Genomic DNA, 23,001 nt, shown 5'->3' on the forward strand with positions numbered 1-23,001 from the left:
TGGCGCCGTCTCCCGAAGCGCCCGGCAGGGCACGTCCATGAGACGCGGCAGGGACGGGGATCGGTTTTTCGGTCCCCCCGATACCCGGGGACGCGAAATGATCGGCCAGGTCGACCGCCGGGCGGCGCTAGCGGCGGGCCCGCCAGGGCCCCTCCGAAACGACGCGGCGGCGCGACCGGCGGTCCGGTCACGAATTGCCCTTCCATGCTCAGACCCGAAGGATGAGCATGGTTTCCGAACGGAAACGCGCACGCGGAGACAGAGAAGGACGAGGGGCGGGCAGCGGGTCGTGAAACGGATCGTGGCGGTTCTCGCCGGACTGGTGGTCCTGTCGGCGGTGGCGGGCGCCGGGCCCACGACCGCCGTGGCCGGCAGCGTGCGGGTGCGGCCGGGCGACGACTGGACGCTGCCGGGCTGGGTCCGTCCGTCGGCGAACTCGGGGCTGTTCTCCGAGACGGCCGCCCCGCGGTTCGGCGTCGGCACGCGCAGCCTGGACCTGAGCTGGCGCCAGCTCCAGCCGGACGGCCCGGGAACGCTGGACACCCGCACCGCGGGCTCCGCCCAGGACATGAGCTTCCCGCCGCTGAGCCGGCAACTGGCGGACCGGCGGCCCTTCTGGGTCCGCATCTTCGCCAGCGGGTCGCGGTGGGCGCCCGAATGGGTGGCGGACCAGTGCGGCGTGGAGCCGCTCGGCCCCGACTACGACGGGCAGTACCACCTGCCCCTCTGGGACGAGTGCGTTTGGGGGCGGCTGCTCGCGCTCTACCGGCGGGTCTTCGTGGACGAGGGCCTGCGCGCCGACCCGCGGCTGAGGCTCGTCTACGTCCCCGGCGCGTTCACGTGGGCGGAGTACGACTACGACCTGATCAGCAAGGCGGCGGAACAGGGGCTGACGTTCGAGAAGTACCGGTCGTGGTACCGGCACGCCTGGCGGGATCTGACCGCCGTCTTCGGGCCGTACAGCGGCAAGCTCGTGTTCACCGGCGAGGACTACCCGTGGGGTCCGTGGGGTTCGAGGACGGACCTGTTCGCCAGGCAGGCCGTCGACGCGGGGCTCGGCATCCGGACCGGCATCACCGAGGTGTTCAACTTCCATCTGAGCGAGGCGCCGTCCTACGGGAGCCGCGTCGAGCCCGACGGGCACCTGACGGTAGACGAGTCCCTGCCTCTCCATGACGGGCGGCATGTCGCCGCCACAGAGAACGAGTGCTTCAACGACTGCGGCTACCACACGAGCGAGCCGTACTACGCCGTCCGGCAGTCGAACCTCAAGGCGCTGCAACTGCGGACGAACTGGGTCTACGTGGTCCCAGGCCCTTCCTACATGAAGGAGTATCCGCAGCACTGGAGATGGGTGCGGTTGAGCATCGGCAAGACCGCCTCCGATTCGCCTGACGCGTGGGCCGCACTGCGCGACGCCGAGGACACGTACTGGAAGGACACGACGGGGCCTTTCACCGGGGCCCGCCGGTGGCCCGGGCGCCCGTGGGTGCGCAACCTCGAACGCTGGCTCGTGCAGCGGGACGTTGCTCCCGACGGAAGGGCCCGCCGCTCCACCGCCGACGTCCACAGCGGCGTCCTCGGGCCGGAGAACGGCACCGCCTACGAGGGACTGCGCACCGACCGGGCGCAGGGGCAGACGTCCCTGTACTTCGACCTCGACGACCGGTTCCTGCGCGGGCGGCTCCGGCCGGTGCAGATCAAGGTGACGTACCTGGACGCCGGCAGGGGCGACTGGTGGATCGAGCACCGGGGCGGGCGCTCGCCGGCGGTGCGCCGCACGGGCGACGGCGCGTGGAAGACCGCGACGTTCCGGCTCCCCCGGCCCGCGTTCGCCAACCGCCTCCCCGGCGGCACCGACTTCCGGATCGCGACGGGCGCGGGCGACGACCTGGACGTGCGCTTCGTCCGCGTGGTGCGGCTGCAATCACCCGACCGTTCATGATGTTTTCTGCTCTGTAGTCTTCACTTTCGAGCACAAGTGAGCATAAGGTCCCGGAAGGATCGGACTTCGGGAGGGGCTCATGGCCGGGAACCGCATCATGACCGAGATCTCCGCGCAGCCGGAGTGCTGGCGGCGGGCCGCCGGGATGGCCGACGGGCTGCGCGACGCGCTGCCGGCCCGCGGGGAGCGGGTGGCGGTCGTCGGATGCGGCACCTCCCTGTACATGGCGCAGGCGTACGCGGCGCTGCGGGAGGGGGCCGGGCACGGGGAGACCGACGCCTTCGCCGCCTCGGAGATGCCGTACGGCCGCCGCTACGACCGGGTGCTGGCGCTCACGAGGTCCGGGACGACGACCGAGGTCCTCGCCGTCCTGGACCGGCTCGGCGGCTCGGTCCCGACGACGGCGATCACCGCCGACCCGGGCACGCCGGTGGCCGGCAGCGCCGACCGGCTGGTCGTGCTCGACTTCGCCGACGAGGAGTCGGTCGTGCAGACCCGGTTCGCCACCACCCTGCTGGCGCTGCTGCGCGCGCACCTCGGCGAGGACCTGGGGGCCGCGATCGCCGCCGCCGAGGCCGCGGTGGCCGACCCGCTCCCGCCCGGGCTGCTGGAGGTCGAGCAGATCACCTTCCTCGGCCGCGGCTGGACGGTCGGCCTCGCGCAGGAGGCCGCCCTGAAGATGCGCGAGGCGGCGTGCTTCTGGACCGAGGCCTACCCCGCGATGGAGTACCGGCACGGGCCGATCAGCATCACCGGCCCCGGCCGGGCGGTGTGGATGCTCGGCGGGCTCCCGGACGGCCTCGGCGAGGAGGTGGCCGCGACCGGCGGGCTGCTGCGCGCCGCCGGCGCCGACCCCCTCGCCGAACTGGTCCGGGTGCAGCGGCTCGCGGTCGCGCGGGCGGACGCGGCGGGCCTGGACCCCGAGCGCCCCCGGCACCTCACCCGCTCGGTCGTCCTGGACGCCGCGCCCGGCGGCCCGGCGGCATGATCCTCACGGTCACGCTGAACGCCGCCCTCGACGACACCTACGAGGTGCCGCAGGCGCGGCTCGGGGCGGTCCACCGGGTCGCCGCGGTGCACTCGCGGCCCGGCGGCAAGGGCGTCAACGTGGCCCGGGTGCTGCACGCCCTCGGGCACGAGGTCGTTGCCTCCGGCCTGGCCGGAGGCGCCGCGGGGCGGCGCATCGAGGAGGGGCTCGGCTCCCTCGGCGTGCCCGCGGCGTTCACTCCGGTCGCCGCGGAGTCGCGCCGGACGGTCACCGTCGTCGGCGCCGAGGCCACGATGTTCTGCGAGCCGGGTCCGCAGGTGACCGGCGCGGAGTGGGCCGCGTTCCTGGCCGCCTTCCAGTCCCTGGCCCGGGACGCCGCCGTGGTCGTGCTGTCGGGGAGCCTGCCGCCGGGCATCCCCCCGGACGCCTACGCGCGGCTCGCCCGCACGGCGCCCGGACCGGTGATCCTGGACGCCGACGGGGAGGCGCTGCGCCTCGGGCTCGCCGGACGCCCCGGCGTGGTGAAGCCGAACGCCGAGGAGCTCGCCCGCGCGAGCGGCACCGGCGACACGGCCGCGGGGATCCGCGCGCTGCGCGAGGCGGGCGCGGGCGCGGTCGTCGCCTCCCTCGGCGCCGGCGGCGTCCTCGCCGCGACCCCGGACGGCGTCCTGCGCGCCGCGCTCGACCGTCCTCTCCAGGGCAACCCGACGGGCGCGGGGGACGCGCTCGTGGCGGGGCTGGCGGCGGGCCTCGCCGCCGGCCTGCCCTGGCCGGACCGGCTCCGCCGCGCCGTCGCGCTGGCGGCCTGCGCGGTCCGCTCCCCCGTCGCGGGCGAGATCGACCCCGCCGGGCTTCCCGCGCTGCTGCCCCGTGTCACCCTCCGGACCGAGGAGAACCATGCCGCTCGCCCCCATGAGTGACGTCATCGCCGGACCGGACGCGCGGGGCCGCGGGCTGGGGGCGTTCAACGTGATCCAGCTGGAGCACGCCGAGGCGATCGTCGCCGGGGCGGAGCGGGCGGGCGCGCCCGTGGTCCTGCAGATCAGCGAGAACTGCGTCGCCTACCACGGCGCGCTCGGCCCGATCGGGCGGGCCGTGCTGGCGCTCGGCCGCGCCGCGCCCGTCCCGGTCGTCGTCCACCTGGACCACGCCACCTCGCCGGACCTCGTCCGCGAGGCGGTCGCCCTCGGGTTCGGGTCGGTGATGTTCGACGCGTCCGCCCTCCCGCACGAGGCGAACGTGGCGAGCACCGCCGATGTCGCCGCCCGCTGCCGGGCCGAGGGGGTGTGGGTCGAGGCGGAGCTCGGCGAGATCGGCGGGAAGGACGGCGTGCACGCGCCGCACGCCCGCACCGACCCGGACGAGGCCGCCGGGTACGTGGCCGCCACGGGCGTGGACGCCCTGGCGGTCGCGGTCGGCACGTCCCACGCGATGCTGACCCGCGACACCGTCCTCGATCTCGCGCTCATCGCCCGGCTGCGCGCGGCGGTGCCCGTCCCGCTGGTCCTGCACGGGTCCTCCGGGGTGCCCGACGACGGGCTCGCCGCCGCCGTCGAGCACGGCATGACCAAGATCAACGTCGCGACGCAGCTGAACAAGGTGTTCACCGCCGCCGTCCGGGACCGGCTGGCCGCCGATCCCGGACTGGTCGACCCGCGCCGCTACGTCTCCGCCGGCCGCGACGCGGTCGCCGCCGAGGTCGCCCGCCTGCTGCACGTCATCCGCGCGGGCCGCCGACGCGGTAGGTGACGTGGGTGACCAGGGGCGTCCGGGCCACGTCGACCGGCTCCAGCGCCAGGTCGCCGACGCCCTCGAACAGGCGCTCGCCCTCCCCGAGGACGACGGGGGCGATGTGGAGGCGGAGTTCCTCGATCCGGCCCGCCGCGAGGTACTGGTTCACGGTGCTCGCCCCACCGGCGATCGAGACGTCCCTGTCCCCCGCCGCGTCCCGCGCCTGGGCCAGCGCCGACTCGATCCCGTCGGTGACGAAGTGGAACGTCGTGCCGCCCTTCATCACGATGCTCTCGCGCGGGTGGTGCGTCAGCACGAAGACCGGCGCGTGGTAGGGCGGCTCCTCGCCCCACCAGCCCGTCCAGTCCGGGTTCCACGCCGGGCCGCGGTCGGGGCCGAACATGTGGCGCCCCATGATGTAGGCCCCGGCCGAGGTGATCTTCGCGATCTCCTCGGCGTTGGCCTCCTGCTCCTCGAACATCCACCGGTGCAGCCGCTCGCCGCCGTCGCCGAGCGGCTCCTCCAGGCGCTGGTTCGGACCCGCCGCGAACCCGTCGACCGAGATCCCGATGTCACAGGTGACCTTGCTCATTGCGGTGCCTCCTTGGCGGCGCCCCTGCGGCGCCTTTCACCAGTGGATCGGACCCACTGCCGCGTTCTCGACATCCCGGACCCCCGGAGATGAGATTTTTTTGAACCCGCGGCCGTGGCGTGGACGTGCTGTGGGGTGTCGCATACGCGGCGGGGGGCCGAACCTGGGAGGACGACCTGACCACCGACAGCCGCCTGGAGCGGATCTCAGACGAGGACGTGCCCGCCGCCGCCCCCGAGGCCGGTGAGCGCTCGCGACGGCGGCGCGTCGCGGCGCGGGCGGTGACCGGCGCGGCGTTCCTGCTCGTGCTGGTCGCGCTGGTCGCGCCGGCCGAGTTCGCCCTCCTGGCCCCGGGGGCGTTCGTGCGCGTCCCGATCGAGGGCGTGGCCGGCGTCGCGCTGGTCCTCGTGCTGCCGGCCGGGGCGAGGCGGTACGCGGCGGGGGCCGCCGGGGCGGTGCTCGGGCTGCTGCTCGTGCTGAAGGTGCTGGACATCGGGTTCGACGCGGTGCTCGTCCGGCCGTTCGACCTGGTGCTGGACTGGCCGCTGCTGGGGCCGGCCGTGGAGTTCGTCAAGGAGTCGTCCGGGCAGGCGGGGGCGGTCGCGGCCGTCGTGCTGGCGGTGGCGCTGGCGGTCGGCGTGGTCGTCCTGACGACGTTGTCGACGCTGCGCCTGAGCGGCGTGGCGGTCCGGCACAGGAGGCCGGCGTCCTGGGCCGCCGGCGTGCTGGGAACGGTCTGGCTCGCCTGCGCCGTGCTCGGGGCGCAGTTCGTCCACGGGGTGCCGGTGGCGTCCAGGAGCGCGGCGGTCCTCGCCTACGACCACGCGCGCCAGGTCAGGACGAGCCTGAACGACCGCGAGGAGTTCGCCAGGGCCGCCGCCGTGGACAGGTTCCGCGACGCGCCGCCCGACAAGCTGCTGACCGGGCTGCGCGGCAAGGACGTCGTCCTGGCGTTCGTGGAGAGCTACGGGCGGTCGGCCGTGGAGAGCCCGCAGTACGCGCCGCAGGTCGGCGCCGTCCTCGACCAGGGGACGCGGCGGCTCCGCGAGGCGGGGTTCTCCGCGCGCAGCGGCTGGCTCACGTCCTCGACGGCGGGCGGCGGCAGCTGGCTCGCGCACGCCACGCTGCTGTCGGGCCTGTGGGTGAACAACCAGCAGCGGTATCGCGCCCTGGTGAACAGCGACCGGCTGACGCTGAACGGGGCGTTCCACCGCGCGGACTCCCGGACCGTCGCGCTCATGCCGGCGATCACGCGGGCCTGGCCGGAGGCGTCCTTCTACGGCTACGACAAGGTCTACGACGACCGGAACCTCGGCTACCGAGGCCCGCGCTTCAGCTTCGCCACGATGCCCGACCAGTACACCCTGTCGACGCTCCAGCGCACCGAACTGGCGAAGGAGGACCGGGCGCCGGTGATGGCGGAGACGGCGCTGGTGTCCAGCCACGCCCCGTGGGCGTCCGTCCCGCGGCTCGTCCCGTGGGAGCAGGTCGGCGACGGGTCGATCTTCGACGGGATGGGCAAGGGCTACGACGCGCCGTGGCCGGCGCCCGGCCGCATCCGCGCCGAGTACCGCGCGTCGATCGAGTACACGCTGAACACGCTCGTCTCCTACCTGGAGACCTACGGCGGCAAGGACACCGTGCTGGTCTTCCTCGGCGACCACCAGCCCGCGCCGCTCATCACCGGGCCGGGCGCGAGCCGGGACGTCCCGATCACCATCGTGGCGAAGGACGGCGCCGTCCTGGACAGGATCTCCGGATGGGGCTGGCAGGACGGCCTGCGTCCCGGCAGGGGCACCCCGGTGTGGCCGATGAGCGCGTTCCGCGACAGATTCTTGACCGCGTTCGGAGGCTGAACGGAGATCGGGGGGACGCTCCCCGGGAAGGGGTGGCGGCGTGACCTCGCTGTCCGCGGAGCCCGGACGGCCCGCGGCGCCTTCGGCCGAGGAGGCGCCGGGCCGGTTCCGCGCGCTGCGCCGCCGCTGGCTGCTCGCGGCGGTCGTCTCGGTGCTGCTGGCCCAGATGGGCGCCGCGATGGCGACCACGGCCGTGCAGCAGAGCCCGACCGTCGACGAGCCCGTCTACATCAGCACGGGCGTGGTCTACCTCCGCGAGCACGACCTGCGCCACAACGCCGAGCACCCGCCGCTCGGCAAGCTCCTCATCGGGGCGGGGGCGGTGCTCGCCGGGCCGCACCTGCGCGCCTCCTTCACCGGCAGCGACTACAGGCTCGGGAGGCAGTTCCTGTACCGGTGGGGCAACGACCCCCAGCGGGTGCTGCTCGCGGGGCGGCTGCCCGTCATCGCGCTGACGCTGCTGTTCGGGCTGGTCGTCTTCGCGTTCGCCCGCGACCTCGCCGGCCCGGCCGGGGGGCTCACGGCACTGACCCTGTACGCCTTCTCCCCCGACGTCATCGCGCACGGGTCGCTGGCCACGCTGGACGTCCCCACGGCCGGCCTGCTGCTGACGTCGGTGTGGCTGCTCTGGCGCGCGAGGCGCAGGCCGCGGCTCTACCTGCCGCTCGCCGGGGCGGCGCTCGGCGCGGCCGTGGCGACGAAGATGAGCGCGCTGCCCGCGCTGCCGGTGCTCCTCGTCCTGGCGGCGCTGTCGGTCCGGGCGTCCCGCCCGCAACGCCGTCCCGTGGCGACCGCCGTGCTGTCGGCGGCGGGCGTCGGCGTCCTGGCCGTCGCGGTGGTGTGGGCGAGCTACCTCGCCGTGGATCCGCGCCTGCGCTGGGCCGCGCCCGCCGACCTGCCGTCCGCCGGCGGGCTGCGCGGGCTCGCCGCCGGCTGGCTGCCGTTTCCCCGGCCCTTCCAGGACGGGATGCGCGCGCAGTTCGGTTTCGAGGACATGCGGTGGACCGGTTTCCTGTTCGGTGACGTCTACCACGGCTCCCGCTGGTACTACCTGCCGGCCGCGCTGCTGGTGAAGACGCCGCTGGGGATGCTCGGTCTGTGGGCGGCGGGCATCGCCGCGACTGCGGCGCTGCCCCGGCTGCGTCCGGCGGCGCCGTACCTCTTCGCGCCCACGGCCGTCCTGCTGGCGGTGGCGATGACCGGGTCCCGCGACCTCGGCGTCCGCTACGCCATCTTCGTCCCGGTCTTCCTGGCGGTGGCGGCGGGCGGCGCGGTCCTCGTCCCGTGGCGGTGGGCCAAGGCCGCGACGGTCGCGCTGCTGATGCTCGTCGCGGTCAGCTCGCTGCGCGCCTTCCCCTACTACCTGCCGTACTCCAACGAGGCGTTCGGCGGCCCGTCCAAGACCCACCTGCGCCTGCACGACTCCAACGCCGACTGGGGCCAGGACCTCGGGCGGCTCGCCGACCGGCTCCGGGAGCGGTATCCGGGCGAGCCGGTCTGGCTGGTCTTCAAGGGCAGCGGCGTCCCGTCCGCCTACGGCATCCGCGCGCGCGACCCGCTCACCGCACCGCCCGGCGAGGTGCGCGGGCTGCTGGTCGTCTCCGACAGCTGGCTCGTCAAGAACGACCCGCGGCTGACGCCGCTGATCCGCACCAGCGAGCCGATCGACGAGGTCGGGTACTCGGTCACCATCTTCCGCCGGCCCGCCCTGCGCCCGTAGCGCCTTCCCCGGGGCTCTGAGGGGCCGCGGGTCAGCGGCGGTGGGTGTGGGCGCGGGACCAGAGCGCCGCCCAGCCGCCGTGCGCCAGCCAGGACGCCGGGACGCGGAGTCCGTGCTCGGCGATCTCGTCCCAGAAAACGGCGGTGTCGGCGCCCAGCTCGCGGGCGGCGGGCAGGGCGCGCTGCCAGGGGCCCTCCTCGTCCTCCAGCGTCGTTGCGGGGTAGCCGGGGACGGTGGTGGTGCGCGGCGGCGTCACGGGGACGAGGCCGGTGGCCGGCGCGGCGCAGGTGGTGGCGACCGCCAGCGCGCACAGCGGCTGCGCGGCCGTCGGCTTGGCGAAGGCGCGGGCGATGACCGGGTCGTCCTGGAGGGCGAGCGCCCCGATCGCACGGCGGACGCGGCGCGCCACCAGGTCGAGGGAGTACGCGTCGGCGACGGCGGGGAGCTTGACGAGCCTGCGCAGCGTCTTCGGCAGCGGCGGCTCGCCGAGCAGCAGCGGGAGCTGGTCGTAGCGGTCGCGCAGCGCCGGGTCGAGGGCGTCGAGCGCGGAGCGCAGGGGGCGGTGGCCGGAGGCCGTCCAGAGCCGGACCAGATCGGTGGCGCCCTCGTCCAGGGCGCGGCCGACGGCGCCGGTGAGCTGCGGGCCGCCGAAGCGGCGCAGCCGGGCGAGCGCGGCGTCCGGCCCGGTCCCGGCCACGGCGGCGAGGACGTCGAGCGCCTCCGGGGCGGCCCGCGCCCACGAGCGGACCGCGAGCTCGCCGAGGGCGGGACCGGTCTCCTCGACGAGGCGGGGCGCGGCGCGCCGCCTCGCCGGCCGGGACGGCGGGAGCTCCTCCGGCGCCTGCGGGGCCTCGTCCTCGACGGCGCCCGGGATCGCGGCGACCCACGCGCGGAAGCGCTGTTCGAGGGTCTCGTCCGGCGGGTCGTTGAACCTCGCCGCGATCTCGCTGACGCGCCAGCCCCGGGACGCGGGACGCAGCGGCATCAGCTCCGCGTTCGCGACCAGCAGGCCGTCGGCGTCGTAGAGGCCCGCGAGGCCGCTGCGGCCTGCCCTGGCCTCCTCGACGTAGGCCGGTCCCGCGATGCAGTTGCCCATGTAGTCCGCCCATTCGGCGACGTCCCGGGCACTGCGGCCGATCTTGAGCCGGAGGCGGGTCCCGGGGACGGCCGCGCCGTCCAGGGCGGCGAGCGGCGCGGGGACGGCGAAGTCGCCGGTGAGGGCCTCGGCGATCGCGGTCGCCGACGCCAGGCCCGCGGTGAGGGCCGCCCACGTGCGGGGCGCCCGGGGCGGGACGCCGCCGAGCGCGACCAGCTGCGCCGCGCCGGAGACGGCGCCCATGAGCGAGTCGAGGCGCGGGGTCAGCGGCTCGACGACCGGCGGCGGGTCGTGGACGAACCAGGGATCGCCGGTGCCCGGGGCGGGCTGGGCCCGCTCGTGCCCGTGCAACCGGGCGAGGGCGTCGATCAGGTCGACGTACCAGAGCAGGTCGGCGGCGGTCTCCACGGTCGCCGGGTCCTGCTCGGGGGTGAGCCTGCGGCGCAGCGGCTCGGTGTCGCCCAGCATCGGCCCGCTCCACGGCAGGATGCCGTCCCACTCGGCGGGAGGACGGTCGTAGCCTGCCACCTGCCGCCAGCTCTCCAGGCTGGGTGACCACTCGCGCAGCAGGGCGTCGTGGGTCCCGACCATGTCGCCCATCACCCGCCCGACGTCCTCGACGATGACGAGCGCGAAGTCGCGGGCGCAGGCCAGCCGCGGTCTGACATAGGCGGCGAACTTGGCGTCCATCGGCCGGGCGCCGTCCAGCCTGCGCGCGAGGTCGCGGACGTAGGCGCCGGGACGCGTGGGGAGGCCGGTCAGCCCCGGCACGCGCCGTGCCGCCTTCCCGGCGGCCCAGTCGGGCATCAGGGACGCGGCCGCGCGCAGCACCGGCGCCGACCGCCCAAGGCCGTCCTCCAGGCCGTGGTCGGCGACCGCCGCGGCGGTCCGGAGCAGCGCGGTGGCGGCGATCGCGTCCGCGAAGACGCGCTGGAGGCGCTCGTGCCAGTACCAGCGGCCGGGGGTCCAGCGCGCGATGTCGGCGAGCGAGGGATGCTCGTCCGCCAGGTCCATGCGCACCTGCCACAGGACGTGCTCGTCGTCGTCGTGGCGGCGGCGCTTGCGCAGGTCGGCGACCCGGTCGCGGCGGCTCTGCGTCGCCAGCCGCGCCTCCCGGCGGGCCAGCCCGGTCCGGTGCTCGGCGACCCGCTCCCACAGGTCCAGGATCAGCGCGAGCCTGCGGGGCGCGGGCACCGGCCCGAGCACCTGCCGCAGGTACCCCGCGAGCACGGACGGCGATCCGCCGGGGGTGAGGTCGACGCCTTCGGGCGCCTCCAGGGCGAGCACCTGTTCGAGCTGCTCGGGTCCGAGGACGTCGCTGGCCGCGGACGCCAGGTGCAGCGCCGCCCAGCGCCCCTCCTCGGCGGCCCGCCCGGCGGCCGCGCCGACCCGCCTGGTGACCGCGGGCCCGAAGAGCGCGACGAGCACCCCGGCCCGGTCGCCGAGGCGGTGCGCGCCGTGGAGGCCGACCGCCCGCAGCGCGGCCAGGACCGCGTCCCGCTGGTCCCCGCGCGCCCCCTCCAGCCGCGCGGAGCGGAACCCGGCGCCGAGATCGACGCCCGCTCCCGCCGCGACGGCGCCCCCGTCGGCGACGAGCAGCGACAGTTCCCGGACGGCGTTCGCCGCGTCCTCCGCCGGCGCCTCCTCGGGGCCGAGAGCGACGGGCGTCCCCGGGTGCGCGTCCGCCCCGTCCAGCAGCCTCCGCGGTCCGGAGGGGCGGGCGATCCAGGCATGGCGCCCGGACGCCACCACACCCCCAGAAAGCCGGATCTTCATTCGCCCCATCATCCTCCGGGGGCCCGCACCGGCCAACGGATTTCCCCGCATCCGGCGGCCCGTGTGGTTCCCTGTGGTCATGTACGACGTGATCATCGCGGGCGGCGGGCACAACGGCCTGGTCGCGGCCGCCTACCTGGCGCGCGCCGGCAGGCGGGTGCTGGTGCTGGAACGGCTCGGGCACTTCGGCGGGCTGGCGGTCTCCGCGCGCGTCTTCCCCGGCGTGGACGCGCGGCTCTCGCGGTACTCCTACCTGGTGAGCCTGCTGCCGTCGCGGATCGTCCGGGACCTCGGCCTGCGCGTCGAGCTGCGCGGACGGCGGTTCGCCTCGTACACGCCGGTCGGCGACGGCGGCCTGCTGATCGACAACGGGGACCCCGCGCGGACGGCCGCCTCCCTCAGGGGCGACGCCGGCGCCTGGCGGAGGTTCTACGCGATGGCCGGGCACGTCGCCGAGCGCGTCGCGCCGACCCTGCTGGAGCCGCTGCGCGACCGCGCGGAGCTCCGGGACGCGGTGGACGACCGGGAGGCGTGGCGCGACCTGTTCGAGCGGCCCGTCGGGGAGGTCGTGGACGAGCGCTTCACCGACGACACCGTGCGCGGCGTCGTCCTCACCGACGCGCTGATCGGCACGTTCGCCGACACCTCCGATCCCTCCCTGCTGGCCAACCGGTGCTTCCTCTACCACGTCGTCGGGAACGGGACCGGCGACTGGAACGTGCCCGTCGGCGGCATGGGCGCGGTGACCGGGGCCCTGGCCGACGCCGCCCGCGCGGCCGGGGCCGAGCTGCGCTCCGGCATGGAGGTCCTGCACGTCGACCCGGCCGGGGAGGTGACCTTCCGGGACGCCGACGGCGCCGAGCACGCCGTCTCGGCCAGGTGGGTGCTGGTCAACATGCCGCGGGAGGGTTCGGCCGAGGGGTCGCAGCTCAAGGTGAACATGATGCTCTCGCGGCTGCCCCGGCTGCGCGACCCGTCCCTCCGGCCGGAGGAGGCGTTCGCGGGCACCTTCCACATCAACGAGGGCCGGAGGCAGCTCGACACGGCCTACCGCGAGGCCCGCGACGGCCGCATCCCGTCCGTCCCGCCCGCCGAGGTGTACTGCCATTCGCTGACCGACCCGTCGATTCTCGGGCCGGAGCTGCGGGAGGCCGGGGCGCACACCCTGACGCTGTTCGGCCTGCACATGCCGGCGCGGCTGTTCCGGGCGGACCCCGAAGGCTCGCGCGCGGCGGCGCTGCGCGCGACGCTCGCGTCCTTCGACACGGTGCTCGCCGAACCGATCGAGGACTGCCTCCTGCGCACCCCGGACGGCACGCCGTGCCTGGAGGCCAAGACGCCCGTCGACCTGGAGAACGCGGTCGGCCTCCCGGGCGGCCACATCTTCCACCGCGACCTGTCGTGGCCGTTCGCGGAGGAGGCCGGGGAACGCGGGCGGTGGGGCGTCGAGACCGAGCACCCTCGCGTGCTGGTGTGCGGGGCGGGCGCCAGACGGGGCGGAGGCGTCAGCGGGATCCCGGGCCACAACGCTGCCCGCGCCGTGCTGGACGCCGGCTAGGAGCGCCCGCAGGCGCGGTGAAGGGCCGCGACCGCCGCGGCAGGGTCGTAGGCCGGCAGCACGGCGGCCAGGTGACCGTCCGGCCGGACGATGTGCACCGTGTCCGGGCCCGCCCGCAGGGCCGTCCGCAGCACCCCGTCGGTGTCGATGGATTCCAGGGCGTGGATCTCGTGGGGGACGTCGGTCGGCAGCCTCTCGGCGCGCCCGCCCTGGGTGAGGACCACGAACCGCCTGCCGAACAGGCGGCGCAGCCGGGTCGGTTCCCCGTCCACGACGCACGGCCCGTCGGGGCAGAGGACGCCCGGCAGCGGCGGGCGGACGGCGCCGGGACCGCGCGGGAAGTCCTCCACCGGCCCGGCCGGGGTCGTCAGCGGCGAGTCCAGGTACCAGAACGGTTCGGCGAGCCTGCCCGAGTCGATGATCGCGCGGGGGTCCGGGTGCGTCCGGGCGGCCTCCAGGGACTCCAGCCGCCGGGCCCTCTGCCGCGGGGTCCGCGGGACGAGGAACTCCATCGTGCGCGTGGTCACCCGCAGGTTCTCCCCGGCGGCGGCCCGGCGCTCGGCGTCGTAGCTGCGCAGCAGCGCGGGCGGGGCCCAGCCGTGCCGGACGAACGCGAGCTTCCAGGCGAGGTTCTCGGCGTCCTGCACACCGGAGTTCAGGCCGCGGGCGCCGAACGGCGCGTAGACGTGGGCGGCGTCCCCGGCCAGGAACGCGCGGCCGGACGCGAACGCCGCCGCGACCCGCTCGTGGAACCGGTACACGGTGGCCCACACGATCTCGTACGGGACGTCCCCGGTGATCCGGCGGATGCGGGCGTCCAGCGCGCCCGACCTGCGCTCGGCGTCGAGGTCGTGGTCGGCGGGCACCTGCCAGTCGATGCGCCACGTCCGGTCCGGGCACTGGTGGACCAGGACCTGGCGCCCGGGGTTCCACTCGGGGTCGAAGAAGAACCGCCGCTCGCTCGGGAACGGCAGGTCCGCCCGGATGTCGCAGATGAGGAACCGGTCGGTGAAGGTCCGGCCGGGGAAGCCGATGCCGAGCAGCTCCCGGACGGCGCTGTGCCCGCCGTCCGCGCCGACCAGGTGGGTGCCGCGCACGGTTTCCCCGGCGGCGCCGCCGGAGCGGGCCTCGACGCCGTCGCCGTCCTGGCCCACACCGGTGACGCGATGCCCGTACCGGACCTCCACCAGCGGTTCCGCCGCGGCCAGCTCCCGCAGCCGCGCCTCGACCTCCGCCTGGGAGATGTTGATCCAGGGCGGCACGGCACTGCGCCCCGCGTCGGGGAAGGTGACGGCGAACAGCTCGTCCCCGCGGTGGTAGGTGCGGCCGGTCGTCCACGTCACGCCGCGGGCGATCATCGCTTCGGCGCACCCGACCCGGTCGAGCACGTCGAGGACGTCCCGCTGGAAGCAGATCGCCCGGGACCCGGACGGGTCGCGGCCGGCGGCGGCCTCCAGCACCACGCACGGCACGCCGTGCCGCGCCAGCAGCAGCGCCGTGACCAGGCCGACGGGTCCCGCGCCCACGACGACGACCGGTTCGCTGTCCCTCACGCGTCCACCCGATCACGTCGCGGCGTTCCCGGCCACCTCCCGGGCGCGCTCGGCGGCCCGCTCGATCGTCCGGTCGGCGACCTCCCGGTCCTGCCAGCCGCGCACGTCGGTGCCCTTGCCGGGCTCCAGGCTCTTGTAGATGTCGAAGAAGTGCGCGATCTCGTCGAGGGTGTGCTCGTGGACGTCCCGCAGGTCGCGGATCTCGGCGTAGCGGACGTCCCCGGCCGCCACGGTGAGGATCTTGGCGTCGGGGACGCCCCCGTCGAGCATCCAGAACACCCCGATGCTGCGCACCCTGATCACGCACCCGGGGAAGGTCGGCTCCTCCAGCAGCACCATCGCGTCCAGCGGGTCGCCGTCCTCCGCGCACGTGTCCGGGATGTACCCGTAGTCCGCCGGGTACTGCGTCGAGGTGAACAGCATCCGGTCGAGCCGGATGCGGCCGAGCCGGTGGTCCATCTCGTACTTGTTGCGCGATCCCCGGGGAATCTCGACGATCATGTCGATCTCCATGAATCCCTCCCCCATGGGGAGCACTACCCACGAGTCGCCCCGCCACGTCAGTGGGCGGCGGCGTTCCAGTCGGGGCCGGCGCCGATGGCGACCTCCAGGCCGACCGCGAGCGGGTAGGCCGTCGTCATCCCGGTGCGGACGATCTCCCTCACCGCGCCGGCCTCGCCGGGCGCCACCTCCAGGACGATCTCGTCGTGCACCTGGAGCAGCAGGCGGCTGGCCAGCCCCGCGGCGGTGAGCGCCTCGTCCACCCGCAGCATCGCGATCTTGACGATGTCCGCGGCGGAGCCCTGGACCGGGGCGTTGAGCGCCATCCGCTCGGCCGTCTCGCGCCGCCGCCGGTCGTCGCTGTTCAGGTGGGGCAGGTAGCGGCGGCGGCCGAGGATCGTGCGGGTGTAGCCGGTGGCCCGGGCCTCGGCGACGACGTGGTCGAGGTAGTCGCGGACGCCGCCGAGCCGCTCGAAGTAGGCGTCCATCAGCGGGCGCGCCTCGGCCACCGGGATGCCGAGCTGCCTGGCCAGGCCGAACGCCGACAGCCCGTAGGCCAGCCCGTACGACATCGCCTTGATCTTGCGGCGCATGTCCGGGGTGACGTCCTGCGGGCGGGCGCCGAAGACCCGCGCGGCCATCGTGGTGTGCAGGTCCTCGCCGGACTCGAACGCCGCAAGGAGCGTGGGGTCCTGCGAGAGGTGCGCCATGACGCGCAGTTCGAGCTGCCCGTAGTCGGCCGTCATCAGCGACTCGTAGCCCTCGCCGGGGGTGAACGCGCGGCGGATGCGCCGCCCCTCCTCCGTCCGGACGGGGATGACCTGCAGGTTGGGGTCGGCGGAGCTGAGCCGGCCGGTCGCGGCGACGGTCTGCTGGAAGTCGGTGTGGATGCGGCCGTCGGCGCCGATCTCCCGGATGAGCCCGGTGACCGTGGAGCGCAGCCGCGCCTGGTCGCGGTGGCGCAGCAGGACCTGCGGCAGGCCGTTGTCGGTCCGGGTGGCGAGCCAGGTCAGCGCGTCCACGTCGGTGGAGTACCCCGACTTGATCTTCTTGGTCCTGGGCAGGTCGAGCTCGCCGAACAGCACCTCCTGGAGCTGCTTGGTCGAGGCGGGGTTGAAGCGACGCCCGGCGATCCGCGCGGCCTCGTCGGCGGCGCGCTCCATCCCCTCGGAGAAGTACCGCTCCAGCTCGCGCAGCAGCTCCGCGTCGACGTGCACGCCGGCGCGCTCGGCGCGGGCGAGCAGGCGCGAGAGCGGCAGCTCGACGTCCCGCAGGACCTCGTCCATGCCCGTGGACGCCAGGTCGGCGGCGAACACGCCGGCGAGGTCGAGGACGGTGCGGGCGGCCGCCATCAGCCCGGCCGCGCCCTCGGCGGACGGGCGGCGCCCGAGGTGGCGGCCCGCGAGGTCGGCGATCCCGTAGGCGGCCAGCCCCGGGAGCAGGAGGTAGGCGGCCATCGCGGTGTCGGTGGCGACCCCTTCGAGCCGCCAGCCGCGCTCGCCGAACACGCGCAGCAGCGACTTCACGTCGTGCAGCGCCTTGGGCCGGCCGGGGTCGGCCAGCCAGGCGGCGAAGGCCCGTTCGTCCCCGGCGGTGAGGCCGGACGGCTCGAACGACGCCGCGTCCCCGTCGCCGGTGGCCAGCGCGATCCGTTCGACGTCTCCCGCGCCGCGCGTCCAGGTGTGGTCGGCCGCCAGCCCGGTCAGGCCGGTGGCGTGCGTCCCCAGCCAGCCGGCCAGCTCGCCGGGCCCGAGCTCCCGCCCCTGGACGGGCTCCGGCGCGGCGTCGGGCGGAGGGCGCCCGCCGCCCGGGTCCGCCGCGAACAGGCGCTGCCTGATGCTGGCGTTGCGGAACTCCAGCTCGTCGAGCAGGGAGGTGAAGGCCGCCAGGTCGTACGGGCGCCGCCGCAGGTCGGCGGGCCCCACCGGGAGGTCCAGGTCGCGGACGAGCTCGGTCAGCCGCCGGTTCAGCGCGACGGTCCCGGCGGCGGCGCGCAGCTTCTCCCCCGCCTTGCCCTTGACCTCGCCGGCGTGCTTCAGCAGGGCGTCGAGCGACCCGTAGTCGCGGACCCACTTGGCGGCGGTCTTCTCCCCGATGCCGGGGATGCTCGGCAGGTTGTCGGACGGGTCGCCGCGCAGCGCCGCGAAGTCGGGGTACTGCGCCGGGGTCAGCCCGTACCGCTCCCGCACCGCGCCGGGCGTGTACCGGATCATCTCCGACGCCGTCCGGTAGAAGTACAGGACGGTGACGTCGTCGCTGACGAGCTGGAGCACGTCCCGGTCGCCGGTGACGATCAGGACGTCCATGCCGTCCGCCTCCGCCGCCGTCGCCAGGGTCGCGATGACGTCGTCGGCCTCGTAGCCGGGCGCCCGCAGCACCGGCACGCTCATCGCGGCGAGCAGCCGGTCCAGGACCGGAAGCTGGCTGCCGAACTCGCTCGGCGACCGCGACCGGGTGGCCTTGTACTCGGGGAACGCCTCGGTGCGGAACGTCTGCCGGGAGACGTCGAACGCGACGGCCGCGTGCGTGGGGCGCTCGTCCCGCAGCACGTTGGCGAGCATGTTCGCGAAGCCGTACACGACGTTGGTCGGCTGCCTCGAGGTGGTGGTGAAATTCTCGACCGGCAGCGCGTAGAACGCCCGGTAGGCCAGTGAGTGGCCGTCCAGGAGCAGCAGGCGTGGCCGGTCCGTCATGTGTCACATCCTGGCACCCGGGGGATGGGCATGAAACCGGCGGCGGAGGTGTTGGGAGCGGCATGACCAAGATCGAACTCGGACGGCTCGGGATCTGGCTCCCCTGGCCCCAGCTGAGCCCGGACCTGGCCCGGGACGTGGAGGAACTCGGCTACGGCACGGTCTGGATCGGGGGCTCGCCGGCCGACCCGGACATCGCCGGGCGGCTCCTGGCCGCGACCGGCCGCATCGTGGTCGCCACCGGCATCGTGAACATGTGGAGCACGCCGGCCGAGGAGGCCGCCGCGGCCTACCACCGGCTGAACGACGCGCACGGCGGCCGGTTCCTGCTGGGCGCCGGCATCGGCCACCGGGAGCGGAACGAGGGGTACCGCAGCCCGTACGAGACGATCGTGGACTACCTCGACCGGCTGGACGCCGGGAACGTCCCCGTGGAAGGCCGGGTCCTCGCCGCGCTGGGGCCGCGGGTGCTGCGGCTGGCGGCCGAGCGCGCCGCGGGCGCCCACCCGTACCTGACCACGCCCGAGCACACCCGGTCGGCGCGGGAGATCCTGGGGGCGGGCCCGCTGCTGGCGCCGGAGCAGAAGGTCGTGCTCGACCCCGATCCGGTGCGCGCCCGCGCGATCGCCAGGGAGACCCTGGCCCGCTACCTCGCCCTGCGCAACTACGTCGCCAGCTTCGAGCGGCTGGGGTTCACCGCCGACGACTTCGCGGGCGGCGGCAGCGACGCGCTCGTGGACGCGCTGGTCGCGCACGGCGACGCGGCGGCGGTCGCCGCGCGGCTGGAGGCCCACCTGGAGGCCGGGGCCGACAACGTCGCCGTCCAGGTGCTGACCGAGCCCGGCGGCGATCCCCGTCCCGCCCTGCGGTCGATCGCCGAGGCCCTGCTCTGACCGAGGCACTGCTCTGACCGAGACGCCGCTCTGGCCGGCCTCGCGCAGGCCGGGCGGACATGGCGAGGGACGCGCCCGGGGCCGGGCGCGTCCCTCGGTGTGACGGGTCCTACCGGGTCGCGTGGTTGCCGACGACGTCCGGCGTGACCCGCTTCCTGGGCTGCGCCTGCCTGCGGGCGAGCTCGTTCCCGTTGACCGTCAGGGTGCTGTGCGCGAACAGCTCGGTGACCGCGGCGGTGCCGTCGATCATCTGGTCGAAGCCCTTCAGGTTCACGTTGTCGTACCGGTCGCAGGCCTGGTGGTAGCACGGGTCGTAGGCGAGGCCCGCGGTGCCGCCGTACCGCTTCGCCTGCTCGGGGGTCTTGATGCCCTCGGCGCCGGTGAACAGGCCGCCGGCGGGGATGCCGACGCTGATGAACGCGTCGTAGTCCGAGCGTCCGTTGAACGGCGTCGGGTCGGTGGGCAGCTTCCGCTTGCCGAAGTAGTCGACGAACGCCTTCTCGATCGCGCCGGACCCGGCGGGGGCCTCGACGTTGTTCTCGCCCGCGCTGTTGTCGCCGTCGTAGACGAAGTTCACGTAGTTGGGCGAGGCGAGCATGTCGAAGTCGAGCATCAGCGCGACCTTGTCACGCTCGGCCTGCGGGAGGTTGTCGACGTAGTACTGGGAGCCGAGCAGGCCCTCCTCCTCGGCGCCCCAGAAGGCGAACCGCACCTTGTTGCGGACCTTGGAGCCGAGCTTGTCGATCTGCTTGGCCATCTCCAGCAGCGTCGCCGTGCCCGAGCCGTCGTCGTTGATGCCGGGCCCGGCGGTGACGCTGTCGTTGTGCGCGCCCACCACCACGACGTTGTCGGCCCTGCCGCGCCTGGTGTCGGCGATGACGTTCGCGGCCTGGCGCTTCTCGTTCAGGGTGTCGGTCCTGACCCGGAGCGTGACGCCGCCGTTCTGCGCCTGCTGGACGAGGGCCTTGCCGACCGCGTTCGTCGGGCCGACCACCGGCAGGCCGTAGGGCGTGGTCAGCGTCCCCCCGACCGGGCCCGGCTGGCCGGGCAGCTGGTAGATGACGACGGCGGCCGCGCCGGCGGCGACGGCGTTGTCGGTCTTCAGGGAGAAGAAGCAGCCGCCGCGCTGGATCAGCGCGATGTGGCCCTTCGGGAACCCGGCGAAGTCGCCCGCCTCGCATCCGCTGCCGTCACCGGTCGCCGCCGGGTCGACGGGCGTGGCGGGGGCGGTGACGTCGCCCGACCCGGAGTACTGGAGCGTCTCGAAGTCGCCGTGCGGCGCGAACGTCTTCGGCTCGGGCGCGGTCTCGGCGAGAACCGGCTCCGACAGCTCCTGCCAGAAGTCGAACTCGAAGTTCTGGACCACCGGCGCGTATCCGGCCCGCTTGAGCTGGTCCGCGATGTACTTGATGGTGATCTTGTTGCCGGGCAGTCCCGCGGCCCGGTTGCCGCCGTTGGCGTCCGAGATCTTCTGCAGGTTCAGCTGGTGGTGCCGCACGTCGCTCAGCTTGACGAGCGCGGCCAGCTTGGACTGGGCCGGGCCGGCGGCGTGGGCGGGCGCCGCGGCCACGGTGGTGGCGGCGAGCGACAGCCCGGCGAGGACGGCTAGCGCGGCTCTGCGCATGCTCGGTCTCCGTTGATGGGGGGACAAAGTAAAGCGAAGCTTGACACCTGTCATTTCTCGCAACAAGACACGACTCAGCATCAAAACGGCCAATATTGGCCTCGTTCTTCACCGGGTTAACACGGTTGACACGCCACCGCCGATTACCCCTCGGCACCCTTCCCCGCGCTCCGCCGACGCGTTCGACAAGGCCCCGAATGCCATTCCATTACAAGATCAATTATCGAACCCCAACCTCTGACCTGCAATGACGTCCGATAAAGGCGGGCCTGGCGCGGCCGGACGCGCCGCGCCGGCGCGGCGTCCGGAGATCGCCGCGCACCCGCCCGGAAGGCGCGAGTTCACGCGGCGCACGCGAGAGGTCACAAGTCGCCGCAGGTGAAGCCTCTGGTCCCCGGCAAATCGAACTAAGTAAGCTCCCGTCCCGCCAGGTCGGTCGGGGACGGCCGGTTCGAAGACGATCAGGAGTGTGGGCCGGTGACGAAGCCCGAGCAGCTTCATGGCTCCCATGAGCGGCCGCGCACGCGGCCGGTCGGACGGCGGATCGCGATGCTCCTCGCCATCCCGCTCACCGCTCTCGTCTCGCTGTGGGTGTTCTCGGCCGGGACGACGCTGTCCGCCGCGCTGCAGCGGTCGGAGTTCACGCGGATGTACAAGGACGTCGGGCTGCCGGCCGGCGCCGTCATCGGGGCGCTCCAGCGCGAGCGCGCCGCCGCCGTGGCCGTCCTGACGGCGCGGACCGCCGCCGACAGGCGGGCCTACGAGGACCTCGCGAGCAAGACCGACGCCGCCGTGGCGGCCTTCCGCTCGGCGGCCTTCAAGCCCCGCCTCAAGGACGCGATGGGCCCCGAGCTCTGGGAGCGCATGGAGGCGCTGGACGACAGCCTCGACCAGCTCGAACCGCTGCGGGCCCAGATCACCCAGCACGCGGCCAGCACCGTGCAGGCCATCGACGCCTACAGCGGCTTCTCCGACTCGACGTTCCGGCTGCTGACGACCTTCATCAGCGTCAACGACACGAAGGTGTACCGGCAGAGCGCCGGGATCACCCACTTCTCGTGGGCGAGCGACTTCATGCTGCGCGAGGACGCCCTGATGTCCGCGGCCGGCGCGCGCCGGCTGACCGCGGCCGAGCGCATGGCCTTCTCGGGCTGGGCCGGCAACCGCGAGCAGTTCTTCTCGCTCGCCCGCGTGGAGGTGACCGGCGCGCTGTCCCGGGTCGTGGAGCAGCTCGCCACGTCGTCCGCCTACGGCACCTTCACCCTGATCGAGACCCAGATCCGCTGGCAGGGTCTCAATCCCGGCGTCCGGCAGTGGCGGACGGCCACGCAGGAGCTGACCCCGCTGTGGTTCACCTCCTCCTCCCGCCTCGGCGACGTCCTGAACGACGACGTCGTCGAGCCGGCCGGACACCGGATCATGCTGCGCTTCTTCCTGGCCTGCGTCGTGGGCCTGCTGATCGTGGCCGCCTCGGTGACGCTCTCGGTGCTGTTCGCCCGGCGGCTCGCGCGGGAGCTGCGGGACCTGCAGGCGTTCGCGCAGCGGCTCGCGCACGAGCGGCTGCCCGCGGTCGTGGCCCGGCTGCGGCGCGGCGAGAAGGTCGACGTCGACGCCGAGGCGCCGCGGCCGGAGCGGGGGCGGACGAGGGAGATCGCCCGGGTGGCCGACGCGTTCGACGCCGTCCAGCGCACGGCGGTCGGCACCGCGGTCGGCGAGGCCGAGCTGCGCGCCAGCATCAACCGCGTCTTCATCAACCTGTCGTGGCGCAGCCAGTCGCTGCTGCACCGGCAGCTGCGGCTCCTCGACCAGATGGAGCGGCGCGCCTCCAGCCCCGAGGAGCTCGACGACCTGTTCCGCCTCGACCACCTGACCACCCGTATGCGGCGGCACGCCGAGGGCCTGGTCATCCTGTCGGGGTCGCCGACCGTCCGCGCCTGGGACCACCCGGTCGCCGCCGAGGACGTGGTGCGCGCCGCGATCGCCGAGGTGGAGGACTACACGCGGGTGGAGGTGACCGGCGCGTCCTCGGCCGCGGTCGGCGGCGACGTCGTCGCCGACGTCATCCACCTGCTGGCGGAGCTGATCGAGAACGCGGCGTCGTTCTCCCCGCCGGCCACGGAGGTCACCGTCAAGGTCGAGACCGTCGCCAACGGGCTGGCCGTCGAGGTCGTCGACCGGGGCGTCGGCCTGGATCCCGACGAGCTGGAGGACCTGAACCGGCGGCTCGCCAGCGCCGTCGAGTTCGACCTGGTCGACACCGAGAGGCTCGGCCTGTTCGTCGTCGCGCGGCTCGCCGCCCGGCACGGCATCCAGGTCTCGCTCCTGCCGTCCCCGTACGGGGGCACGACCGCGATCGTCCTCGTCCCGCACGCGCTGGTCGTCCTCGACGACGACTGGCACATGGCGCGCGGCCACGCCCCCGGGACGCCGCAGCCGGTCGGGTCGGCCGCGGGCGCGGGCCAGGCACGGCTCGGC

Annotated in this window: 15 protein-coding genes; 9 read left to right on the top strand and 6 right to left on the bottom strand. The window is 74.6% G+C overall.

What is annotated here, in order from left to right; translation table 11 throughout:
- Positions 1-289: 289 nt before the first annotated feature.
- From ABWI04_RS04850 to ABWI04_RS04865, 4 genes are all read left to right on the top strand, one after another.
- Positions 290-1,945, top strand: coding sequence for a hypothetical protein (locus tag ABWI04_RS04850; RefSeq protein ID WP_353831550.1), 1,656 nt, complete (start codon positions 290-292; stop codon positions 1,943-1,945).
- Positions 1,946-2,024: 79 nt separating this feature from the next.
- Positions 2,025-2,933, top strand: a complete 909-nt coding sequence (locus ABWI04_RS04855; protein ID WP_353831551.1) for an SIS domain-containing protein — start codon at positions 2,025-2,027, stop codon at positions 2,931-2,933.
- Complete coding sequence (locus ABWI04_RS04860) at positions 2,930-3,853, top strand: 1-phosphofructokinase family hexose kinase (protein WP_353831552.1); 924 nt, start codon at positions 2,930-2,932, stop codon at positions 3,851-3,853. The genes ABWI04_RS04855 and ABWI04_RS04860 overlap by 4 nt, the downstream gene beginning before the upstream one ends.
- Entirely contained in the window at positions 3,846-4,682 is an 837-nt protein-coding gene (locus ABWI04_RS04865) for a class II fructose-bisphosphate aldolase (protein WP_353831553.1), read from the top strand. Before ABWI04_RS04860 ends, ABWI04_RS04865 begins: the two co-directional genes overlap by 8 nt.
- Here the strand turns inward: ABWI04_RS04865 and ABWI04_RS04870 are convergent.
- On the bottom strand, positions 4,651-5,256 hold the full coding sequence (locus ABWI04_RS04870) for a dihydrofolate reductase family protein (protein ID WP_353831554.1): 606 nt from the start codon (positions 5,254-5,256) through the stop codon (positions 4,651-4,653). The two genes, ABWI04_RS04865 and ABWI04_RS04870, sit on opposite strands and share 32 nt — an antisense overlap.
- A 125-nt stretch (positions 5,257-5,381) precedes the next feature.
- Between ABWI04_RS04870 and ABWI04_RS04875 the strand changes: the two genes are divergently transcribed.
- Together ABWI04_RS04875 and ABWI04_RS04880 are read left to right on the top strand one after the other, a co-directional pair.
- Positions 5,382-7,112 (top strand): alkaline phosphatase family protein, encoded by a 1,731-nt coding sequence (locus tag ABWI04_RS04875; protein ID WP_353831555.1) that lies wholly within the window; start codon positions 5,382-5,384, stop codon positions 7,110-7,112.
- Between the two features lie 40 nt (positions 7,113-7,152).
- Positions 7,153-8,832, top strand: a complete 1,680-nt coding sequence (locus tag ABWI04_RS04880; RefSeq protein WP_353831556.1) for an ArnT family glycosyltransferase — start codon at positions 7,153-7,155, stop codon at positions 8,830-8,832.
- A 31-nt stretch (positions 8,833-8,863) separates the two neighbouring features.
- Here the strand turns inward: ABWI04_RS04880 and ABWI04_RS04885 are convergent, their stop codons facing one another.
- Positions 8,864-11,704, bottom strand: coding sequence for a hypothetical protein (locus tag ABWI04_RS04885; protein ID WP_353831557.1), 2,841 nt, complete (start codon positions 11,702-11,704; stop codon positions 8,864-8,866).
- A gap of 79 nt (positions 11,705-11,783) precedes the next feature.
- On the opposite strand from ABWI04_RS04885, the gene ABWI04_RS04890 reads away from it, so the two are divergent.
- Positions 11,784-13,262, top strand: a complete 1,479-nt coding sequence (locus ABWI04_RS04890; RefSeq protein WP_353831558.1) for a phytoene desaturase family protein — start codon at positions 11,784-11,786, stop codon at positions 13,260-13,262.
- Here ABWI04_RS04890 and ABWI04_RS04895 read toward each other — a convergent pair.
- Genes ABWI04_RS04895 through polA form a run of 3 tightly spaced genes read right to left on the bottom strand, consistent with a single transcriptional unit; the run spans position 13,259 to position 18,009 of the window.
- Positions 13,259-14,815, bottom strand: a complete 1,557-nt coding sequence (locus ABWI04_RS04895) for an FAD-dependent monooxygenase (RefSeq protein ID WP_353831559.1) — start codon at positions 14,813-14,815, stop codon at positions 13,259-13,261. The genes ABWI04_RS04890 and ABWI04_RS04895 overlap by 4 nt on opposite strands.
- Before the next feature lie 12 nt (positions 14,816-14,827).
- Complete coding sequence (locus tag ABWI04_RS04900; RefSeq protein WP_345180572.1) at positions 14,828-15,328, bottom strand: inorganic diphosphatase; 501 nt, start codon at positions 15,326-15,328, stop codon at positions 14,828-14,830.
- Between the two features lie 47 nt (positions 15,329-15,375).
- The gene (gene polA, locus ABWI04_RS04905; protein WP_353831560.1) at positions 15,376-18,009 is read right to left on the bottom strand and encodes a DNA polymerase I; all 2,634 of its coding nucleotides are present in this window, start codon (positions 18,007-18,009) and stop codon (positions 15,376-15,378) included.
- Positions 18,010-18,071: 62 nt separating this feature from the next.
- Here polA and ABWI04_RS04910 point away from each other — a divergent pair, with 62 nt between their 5' ends.
- Positions 18,072-18,902 (top strand): LLM class F420-dependent oxidoreductase, encoded by an 831-nt coding sequence (locus tag ABWI04_RS04910; protein ID WP_345180564.1) that lies wholly within the window; start codon positions 18,072-18,074, stop codon positions 18,900-18,902.
- A gap of 109 nt (positions 18,903-19,011) precedes the next feature.
- On the opposite strand, the gene ABWI04_RS04915 is transcribed toward ABWI04_RS04910, so the two are convergent.
- A complete protein-coding gene (locus ABWI04_RS04915) occupies positions 19,012-20,526 on the bottom strand; it encodes a M28 family metallopeptidase (RefSeq protein WP_353831561.1) in 1,515 nt (504 codons plus the stop codon).
- A 477-nt stretch (positions 20,527-21,003) separates the two neighbouring features.
- Between ABWI04_RS04915 and ABWI04_RS04920 the strand changes: the two genes are divergently transcribed.
- Positions 21,004-23,001 (top strand): sensor histidine kinase (locus ABWI04_RS04920; RefSeq protein WP_353831562.1); only part of this gene is annotated, 1,998 nt, incomplete at its 3' end.

Origin of the sequence: Actinomadura sp. NPDC000929 (assembly GCF_040492065.1) — a bacterium.
GTDB classification, from domain to species: Bacteria; Actinomycetota; Actinomycetes; order Streptosporangiales; family Streptosporangiaceae; genus Spirillospora; species Spirillospora verrucosospora.

Coding starts and splice junctions, on each gene's coding strand:
- ABWI04_RS04860 (WP_353831552.1), top strand. CDS start 2,930: ATGATCCTCACGGTCACGCTGAACGCCGCCCTCGACGACACCTACGAG.
- ABWI04_RS04855 (WP_353831551.1), top strand. CDS start 2,025: ATGGCCGGGAACCGCATCATGACCGAGATCTCCGCGCAGCCGGAGTGC.
- ABWI04_RS04910 (WP_345180564.1), top strand. CDS start 18,072: ATGACCAAGATCGAACTCGGACGGCTCGGGATCTGGCTCCCCTGGCCC.
- ABWI04_RS04885 (WP_353831557.1), bottom strand. CDS start 11,704: ATGAAGATCCGGCTTTCTGGGGGTGTGGTGGCGTCCGGGCGCCATGCC.
- ABWI04_RS04915 (WP_353831561.1), bottom strand. CDS start 20,526: ATGCGCAGAGCCGCGCTAGCCGTCCTCGCCGGGCTGTCGCTCGCCGCC.
- polA (WP_353831560.1), bottom strand. CDS start 18,009: ATGACGGACCGGCCACGCCTGCTGCTCCTGGACGGCCACTCACTGGCC.
- ABWI04_RS04900 (WP_345180572.1), bottom strand. CDS start 15,328: ATGGAGATCGACATGATCGTCGAGATTCCCCGGGGATCGCGCAACAAG.
- ABWI04_RS04890 (WP_353831558.1), top strand. CDS start 11,784: ATGTACGACGTGATCATCGCGGGCGGCGGGCACAACGGCCTGGTCGCG.
- ABWI04_RS04870 (WP_353831554.1), bottom strand. CDS start 5,256: ATGAGCAAGGTCACCTGTGACATCGGGATCTCGGTCGACGGGTTCGCG.
- ABWI04_RS04865 (WP_353831553.1), top strand. CDS start 3,846: ATGAGTGACGTCATCGCCGGACCGGACGCGCGGGGCCGCGGGCTGGGG.